Origin of the sequence: Bartonella sp. AA168HLJHH, assembly GCF_042197365.1 — a bacterium.
In the GTDB taxonomy this organism is placed as follows: Bacteria; Pseudomonadota; Alphaproteobacteria; order Rhizobiales; family Rhizobiaceae; genus Bartonella.
Window position 1 is genome coordinate 1 of the sequence record NZ_JBHIRS010000028.1, and the last position, 8102, is coordinate 8102.

Here is an 8102-nt window from a genome sequence, read left to right on the forward strand (position 1 = left end):
CGGCGCCGACCATGAATGGTATAACGATAAAGCCATTGAGCACCACCATCTTTACGCTTATGGAGAAGCAAGCCGGCTTGTGACGTGCAAGCAAGTGGTTTTAGTTGATTTCAACATACGCAGATTTGAAATGAGAGAATCCTACGTTATTTGGGATTCTTATTCGATATGAATAGTGCTAAATTATCATTATAAATCAATATGATTGTATCTTTAATAAGAAATAAAAGTTTGTATTTTGGCGTCGAGTAGAACCTCTTTTAAAAGTAATTTCACCGCAAGTAGTATTTCACAAAATTACAATTAAAACAGAAAAATAATTGAAAAATTTTTCTTCTGAGAAGCTGATTTACGCAACAACTATTCTTTATTTCAGCCCAAAAAAATCTTTTTAAAATTACTTGATAAAGCAGAACATTGCATATTTCTTATTGCGATTTAAGTGAAATAGCCATTGAAATCAGGAATAATACTTTTTGAATGAACTTACTAATTAAAATGGAAATTAGCTGAGCACAAGAGTTTTTCGATTTATACCGGTATAGGCTAATTTGTTTTCCAAACTGAATATTGCGCAATACAGTTAAATTGACTTTACAATTATAAATTTGTAAACTTTTTATAAAATACTAATTGTCTTGAATATAAATAAAGTACATAATAACAATATGAGGGGGATATTATGTCATATAAAAAACCGCAGGTGATTGGCACTGTGAACAGTGCAACTTTAACTTGTTATAAACCATTGGTGTGAGATAGAAAAAAATAAAAAAACAGGATAAGAGCGCTGCAGCGCCCTTATCCATTGTATTATTAATAAACAATTTAGGAGGGGAAATGTTTCGTATTAATCTCGACGAGAATAGCATAACTAGATTAAATGATTTTTAGACTATTGTGCTTAATGATTCAGTTATAATTTTAATTGATTCAGTTTTTTACAGAATCAGAAAATTGAAACTGTTGCGGCAAAGCTTAATGTAGAGACAGAGATTCTAGCATCAGATTTTTCAATCTTGTTAAGAGAACTAGAAAAGAATGGCTTTCTTTTAAAGAAGGAAAACTTGATTAGTGCGTCAGATTCGATTTTTGATCTTAAAAAATTATGGGTACCTGTAACACCTATTATACATATTATCCAGAATTGCAATAGCCCTTGTATCATGTGCGATTGCTGGAAGATTAAGGAAAAAAATTGGCATACTCCAGAAAGTTTAATACCCTTATTTAGAATGTTGAAAGAAAAAGGAGCTGCCTCAGTGATGCTTTCTGGGGGAGAACCTTTAATGCATCCGAAGCTTAAAGATATTTTATTAACGTTGAATGAACTAGGTCTGCCCGTTGAATTAAATACTAATGGCATCTTATTGCATAAAAATTTATGGATTTCACAGTATGACATAAAAGAAATTGTTATTTCTATGGATTCGACTAGTGTCCAAGGATATTATGATATACGGGGGGCGAATAAATTTGATCGCGTGTGGAAAAACATTGAAACAGTTAAGAATCTTCAACCTCTGCAAAGTATAGGAATAAGAGCGACAGTTACCAAAGAGATTCTAGAAAATATTATTAATTTTATCGATTTTTGTATAAGCAAAGATGTCGATTATATCGGATTCAGCCCGCTCGATACGTTGTCATTTAGTTTTTCTAGAAAAAATAATACAAAGGATCGATCTAAGGCTTTAAGAAACAAAACTCTTCCGCCAAACGCTTCACTTTTTCATTTGAGAGATGAATTATCAAGGAAAGAATCCCCCCTCCAGATTTATATAGATAAAAAGTTCCAAGAAAGGAAAATCTCATGGACGTCACAAAATTTTGTAAATTGTATTAATTATTACTTAGGCGAAAATTCTGCGTACGTTTCGTCGCCGTTAATGTGTTTATTTCCATTTTGATCCTTGGTATTGGACTATAATGGAGATTTAAAACATTGCTTTTATTCAGAAGCTTTTGGGAATCTACAAAATTATGAGGCAATAGATTGGTCTGCTCAAAGCGTTTTAAAATCTTTGAAAGAATCTGGCGCATGTAGCGGATGTCGTGGGAAGGTATTTTGTGGATAAGGTTAAGCAATTTAAGATTTATAGCGTTAGCAAGTCTACTGCTCTAGTGGTTGCTGTTTTACCACTTTTTTTGTCGGAAAAATTGCATTTGTCGCAAGCGGATATTGTTTTAATCGGTAGTTATTTTTTATTGCTTCCTTTGATCTTAGAAGTCCCCTTGGGTTTATTATCAGATGTTTATGGAAGTAAGCGCGTTATTTATACTGGGCTGTTTTTCTTTCTTTGCGGTTTTTTAGCTCTTTTTATGAATTATGCATATTTTGCTTACGCCACTTATTTGTTGTGTATCACATTAGCGGCCGCTTGTTTCTCAGGTGCGGAAGATAGTTTACTCTTTTCTGTAGTACCAAAGCATCGCACACTGTTTTCCGTTAAGTCCGAAGTGGCTGCTGTTACCTATAGTGTGACAACGGTACTTATTTTTTTAGGGGGAATACTTTATTATGTGCATCCTGCATTGCCTGTAATTTTTCAAATCCTTTCATTAATTTTTGCTATTTTTATGTTTTCAAAACTGACGAAGGGATTAGATAGTTTTCATATCAACGCTCATCCGAGTATTTTCACAGTTATGTGCGCCAGCCGTAAAGAAGTCAAAAACCCTTATCGCTTCACTCTTGTTTTTTTAAGTGCAGTTTCAGCTTTTGCTATTTTGGTTAATAATCGAACTGTTTCTATCGCATTTTCTGATTTTTTGCCATTTCAACCTGCTATTTTGGTTTCGATTATTTTTATCATTGGGAATTTTTTTTCAGCAAGTTCCAATATATTGTTTCAGAAGTATTTTTCAAAGTTTCAAAATCCTATTTTTCCCGTCTTAATGATTGGTTGTATGGTAACCATTGCTTTTTTTCTCATGTCATTTCAAATCATTGCGGCTCTTATATTAGGATTTTTACTGCTATGTGTTTTTAAATCTGCTTATCGATCTTATCTGTCGTCTCTTCTTATAAATTCACTGATTGATCCCAAAGCTATCGCGACTGTTTTATCATTTACAGCCATTATTACAGCTGTTGTATCCTTTGCATTCAGTTTTTTATACGGTCATGTTTTTTCAACATTCTGGCAAGCTAATTTGTGGTTGGCAGTGATTATGGCTGTGATTTTTGGGGTGTCTGCTTTAATTATTTTTGTCAGAAAACAAGAAATCATTTGGTTACAGCCTGAAAATGCACAATCGTCAAAACAACATTTCTTGAAACGCAAGCATCAAGAGTTTTGCTATGGGCAAATTTATCCGGAAGCATCGTGCATTAATGAAAACATCAAGGATGGCTCTTTTCGACAAAGTCTCTATCCTGCACCAAATTTGATAACACTTTGCGATGAAATAGTCGAATGGGAGTTTATCCGGGGTACTGTATTGAGCCAAATGGATTTGCTACATCAAAAGGCGATTATTGATCAAATCAATAAGATCTTTCAAGATCGATTAAGCAAGAATATAATCTTATCACATGGAGATTTACATCCTGATAATATCATTGTTACTTCTGATAGTTCTTTTATGGTAGTGGATTGGGATTTATGTCAAGAAGCCAGTCCGGAATTGGATATCTTAACATTTTTCACCAGTCCAAGATTATCTCTCAATTTAGAAGAACGGATAGACTATATTTCTCATTTGCTGTCTATATCAAAGGATGAAGCTTTACCAATGATAAAAGCGTTTGTGGCTAAAAAAATTTCTGATCTTTCTCTATACCAAAATATTTTCATGAAACAATTAGTATTGGATTATATGAACTTGAATAAGAAATTTCATGGGCGATAATATTGTAATTTGTAATGAAAATTGCAGTGCGGGCTGCAATCATTGTCCGTATTCGATGGAATATATGGTGAGAGATGACGCGTTACCTGAATCTTTATATACAATAAATGACATAAAATCTGATTTTATTATTCTTTCTGGTGGAGAGCCTTTTGAGCTCGATTATGATTTACTTCATAAATATACTTGTATGTGTCTCATTTGCAAAAAATATTTTCGGATTGCAACAGGGGGGCACATCTATATTCAACCATATTTGAAGCTATTAAAGAGTAATCCGTTCTTTTTAGGGATACAAATAGGCACAGATGTTATTTCAGAGATAAGAAATCTAGACAGTAAAAAATATAAACAAACGTGGGTGCGTAACATAGAATGTATGAAAAAAGATAGCGTACCATATAGTGTGACGATTACTTTATCGGAGAGATTCGATTTGGCAGAAGTGTTAGCTCTAATACGTATCGCTACTCCCGAGTTCATTTTAGTTAATTTTGAAAATAGAAAAAAGTATGAGAATAGATTTCAGTTAAATATGATACGGGATTTTTTTTCTGGCTGTGAGATAAAATATGGATATACGCATCAGAGTTTACACCAATAAATATAAACTATCGGATTCTTTTCACAGTTCTTCTGGTGTATTAGTTGAAAAAACAGAACTGATAATTTTATTTACTGCTCAGGATAAAGTTATTTCGCCCTTTGCTATGGAGTTGCCATTATCACCTAGTCACGGAGAAATGCCGGACGATTTTATAAAACCTATAAATGAACGATCAATAAATAAAAGTAAACACTTTGTAAATTCTTTAAGCTATTTCTTTGGGTTGGAAGATTTTTTAAAAAAAGTTGAAATGGCTAAAATTATTAATTCTGGATTAATGAAATCTATTAAAACGATAGGAATAGGTGCAATTATTGATGATGAGATACGTAATTACGATTTGATAAAATTGAAATCATCGAATCAGTATTTGGATGATACAATTGCAATTGTTAATGAAAACAAAAATGTAAAATTTATTATTGATTTCAATGTAAGTATTAATTTTGAGCAGTGGAATTATTTTATTGATAGGATAGATAAGAATAATTTGTTTGGAATAGAACAGCCTGTGAAATTTCCTTCAAAAATTCCAGATTTGGGTTTCTTAAATATCGCTGATGAGACATTCGTGAAATGTGGTTATGAAAAAATTCACGAATATGGCTATAATGCTTTTGTCTATAAGCCATTTGCAAGTAATATTAAAGAATTATATAAGTGTTTTGAGAATAAAAATAACTACGTTGGTATGGTTGGAAGTAATGTTTCAGGCCCTTTAGATTGTAGTTTTTGTAACATCATAAATCATTATATGCCTACCAAATTAGCAGAAAATCGTGCAAGTAATTTTGAAGCGCATCCGTTAAATAATAAAACTGAGGATTTAATGAGAATTCGAGAAAAAAAGATATCTCTCTCTCTGATGAATTGTTTATTTATCTTGATAAATTTTGCCAAAAGGTATCGGATTTGTATTTTGATATGAATCAATTAAAAGAAATTGCTACAAATATATAGTATTTCCCACTCTGAAGCAGCTATGTTTCGTGAATAGATATAGGACATACCGATGGAAGAACGATATGGTGCTTGTCTCATGTATCGGGATCTTATATACTAAAAGTGTCAAAGATGGTGGCAAAATTGGCTTTGATTTTTTTGATATTAGCAGTAATTTAAGCAGCAACTTGCCTTTTTTTATTCAAGATTTTTGATGAGAAAGAATTATAGGTATTTCAGTTTGATATAACTCAAAATAAGCGAACGGTATTTTTAAGCTTGATGTTTATTATAAAGCTGAGCTCAACCCCAATCAAAACACTATGGCAGGTGGACTTATTATCTTACTTAAAAGGGGCTAGCTAAGAAGCATCCGCTTGTTATTATATCGAATGTTCTCAATTTGCATTCGATTAAACTTACAAATCAAGATGGCTTTTATTCTAATATCATCAATACTGGGCTTTATAGATTAAACATTCAAGTCCAATAGTTCGCAGAACAAATGAGCCATGCATCCAAAATGCCAATTACGAGTAATATAAATCCAGATGATATTGTAGCTGATATTCACGTAATACCATCAATACTCCCAAATGACTCCTATTATCGTAAGTTTTTTTTCTTTTCTCTTGAGATCATCACCAACGTCATAAAAATATATTTTACCATGCTGTTGCACGTTTGGATTTTTTACAAACATAGAAATTTCCATAGAGTAGCTCAAGATCCTAAACAAAAATATTAAAATATAATGTTTTTTATTTTTTATTATTTAAAAAATAACATAAACATTGGAATAACTTTCCAAAAGCAACAAAACTCTTTGTAAGAAGAACTCTGATCATTTTCTTTGAAAAAAGAGCAATGAAGAGAATATCACTAAAAAGAGCTTTGAGCGATTGGCTTGAAAAACTCTCAAAAGAGATTTCTCTATTGTGTGGTCCTATGATTTTTCACCAAGGTGAGCTATTCATAGCGTTTTGTAGGCCGACCGCCTTTTGGGTTTTGTCTTCATAAATTTCACGAAGATAGTTGTAACAGCATAAAAGCTCTAAAGTTTGTTAAATAATTCCTTATGTTTTGGATTGGCTTGGCTTAAATGCACCCCACCACCTGTTACAGATCCCAACATGGCTTTTGCTGGTTTCTGATCTGTTTTGCAGCCATTGTCTTTTAAAAAGGTTCTATGAATGGCAAAGGAACCAGCCCCCTTAACAAGAGCAACCAACGCGGGCAGTGTAACCCCAGAGGGGTGTGGACATTTGTCGTAAAAGCGTAAATAAGGAGATAAGTCACACGTGATCCCACGCATGCGTAAATAGATTTCTGCTAAAGTATTTTTGATTGGTTTGCTTTGTTGCCAAATTACTTTTGCTCTCTCTGCTTTCCTTTTTGCTTGTTTGAGATCAGCACAAAACTGTTTTGAGAAAGAAAGCGTCTGATCATAAGCTTTATCAAAAAAGGCTTGTTTTCCAAGCAAGCCAATTCTAATAAGCGCTTGTATGATCTCTCTAAAAGAGCAGCCAGCATAACAATAGAGTAAAAGACGCCCATCATGTCCATTGGCAAGGGATAAGCTAGGCAGCCTATCATCATGAGCAGGGCAACGGGCTGTTCCATAACGCCCATGCCAAACCCCGCGCAAGGCACGTGTGATACCTTGCGCATTCTTAAAAGAACACATCATTGTAAATCCTATAACGTTGCGTCACAGGACGGATTGTGCTATCTCTAGGGTGATGAGTTTGAGAAAGCCTTGTCCGTCCTTACGTGACAAGGTTTTTTTTATGCCGCGTCACTTTGACGTTGCTGTTTTGCTTGCTCGATGACATTGATAAGATCCGATTGTAACCAACGGGACAAAAAACCAAATTTTAAAGGTTTTGGGAGAGAGCCATTGGTTACATGACGGCGGAATGTTGATACACTCATATGAAGCAATTTTGCACTTTCACGGTCTGTCAAAAGAATATCATTTTCTGTCATACTAAAATCCTTTCTATCAAAAAATGGTAACAAATCATAACTATTTATTAACCACATTTTGGTTCATTTAGAAAGATGTTTTATTCATAGAAAACAATATTTTATCATATAATTTCTGATGTGATAATTTATGAGTCTTATTGAGAGAGAATGAGAGAGAAGAGAGAGAAAGTTATCCACAGATCATGGGGTTATGCACCCCATATCTTAAGATTGACCCGTGACATAAGCCGCCCATTTATCCATATAAACACGGCGCTGTTCTAGATAGTCCGTACGACGATAAGCACGCTCTACTTGTCCTCCGACTGTATGACTTAGAATAGTTTCAGCGACTTCATAGGGAGCATCGGTTGTTTCAGCAAGCCAATTGCGTAAACTAGAACGAAAACCATGGGGGCAGGCTTCAAGGTTATTGTCTCTCATATACTTTGACATAACCATAGGTGAAATAGGAGCCCGACTAGAAAAAGAAAAGATGAAATTACTTTTAGAGATACAACGGGCTTGTTCTATCACTTTCATTGCCTCTGATGATAAGGGGACGCGAAATTCTGTTGTAGCATCGCGCTTTCCTTTCATATTTTCAGCAGGAATAGTCCATATATCCCCATCAATCTGATCTTCACGAATATGACGCAAGGGATTGGTACGAACCCCTGTAAGGATAAGCAAACGCAAAGCCAGTTGTGTGGGGTTTGTTGTTTGG

General features: G+C 34.0%; 6 protein-coding genes and 1 pseudogene. 4 read left to right on the plus strand and 3 right to left on the minus strand.

Going from position 1 to position 8102, the window contains the following annotated elements; all coding sequences use genetic code 11:
* Positions 1-1067: 1067 nt before the first annotated feature.
* The 4 genes from ACFINM_RS08865 to ACFINM_RS08880 all read left to right on the plus strand — a co-directional run bounded on the left by ACFINM_RS08865 (position 1068) and on the right by ACFINM_RS08880 (position 5390).
* Positions 1068-1910: a radical SAM protein gene (locus ACFINM_RS08865; protein WP_375641121.1), complete on the plus strand. Its 843-nt coding sequence runs from the start codon at positions 1068-1070 to the stop codon at positions 1908-1910.
* A gap of 160 nt (positions 1911-2070) precedes the next feature.
* Positions 2071-3855 carry an MFS transporter gene (locus ACFINM_RS08870; RefSeq protein WP_375612536.1) on the plus strand — a complete coding sequence of 595 codons (1785 nt, stop codon included), beginning with the start codon at positions 2071-2073 and terminating at the stop codon, positions 3853-3855.
* Entirely contained in the window at positions 3845-4459 is a 615-nt protein-coding gene (locus tag ACFINM_RS08875; protein ID WP_375613858.1) for a hypothetical protein, read from the plus strand. Before ACFINM_RS08870 ends, ACFINM_RS08875 begins: the two co-directional genes overlap by 11 nt.
* Positions 4428-5390: a hypothetical protein gene (locus tag ACFINM_RS08880; RefSeq protein ID WP_375641122.1), complete on the plus strand. Its 963-nt coding sequence runs from the start codon at positions 4428-4430 to the stop codon at positions 5388-5390. Before ACFINM_RS08875 ends, ACFINM_RS08880 begins: the two co-directional genes overlap by 32 nt.
* A 1092-nt stretch (positions 5391-6482) precedes the next feature.
* Here the strand turns inward: ACFINM_RS08880 and ACFINM_RS08885 are convergent.
* The 3 genes and pseudogenes from ACFINM_RS08885 to ACFINM_RS08895 all read right to left on the minus strand — a co-directional run.
* Positions 6483-7094 (minus strand): annotated as a pseudogene (locus ACFINM_RS08885) (virulence-associated protein E); the annotation flags it as partial.
* A 98-nt stretch (positions 7095-7192) separates the two neighbouring features.
* Entirely contained in the window at positions 7193-7393 is a 201-nt protein-coding gene (locus tag ACFINM_RS08890; RefSeq protein WP_011180791.1) for an AlpA family transcriptional regulator, read from the minus strand.
* A gap of 207 nt (positions 7394-7600) precedes the next feature.
* Positions 7601-8102: tyrosine-type recombinase/integrase (locus ACFINM_RS08895; protein WP_375641123.1), on the minus strand; the 502-nt coding region annotated here is incomplete at its 5' end.